This window comes from Vibrio sp. 10N.222.55.C6 (assembly GCF_041473395.1).
Taxonomy (GTDB): Bacteria; Pseudomonadota; Gammaproteobacteria; order Enterobacterales; family Vibrionaceae; genus Vibrio; species Vibrio crassostreae_C.
Window position 1 is genome coordinate 1 of record NZ_JBFRSD010000433.1, and the last position, 226, is coordinate 226.

General features: G+C 48.7%; 1 protein-coding gene. It reads right to left on the bottom strand.

The features are described from left to right. A partial coding sequence (locus tag AB4486_RS24465; protein ID WP_372119243.1) for an aminotransferase class V-fold PLP-dependent enzyme occupies nucleotides 1-226 on the bottom strand: 226 nt, incomplete at both ends.

Sequence of the window (226 nt, forward strand, 5' to 3'; positions counted from 1 at the left end):
TGCCGTAAAGCACACCGATACCCGCAGGGGCATAGAGTTTGTGCCCAGAGAATACGTAGAAATCCGCACCTAAAGTAGCAACATCAATAGGCTCATGAACGATCCCTTGCGCGCCATCGACCACAACAATCGCATTCATCTTGTGTGCTTTTTCTATGACAGCTTCAATTGGCTGACGAGAACCCGTCACGTTGGTTATCTGAGCCAATGCAACAATCTTGGTTCG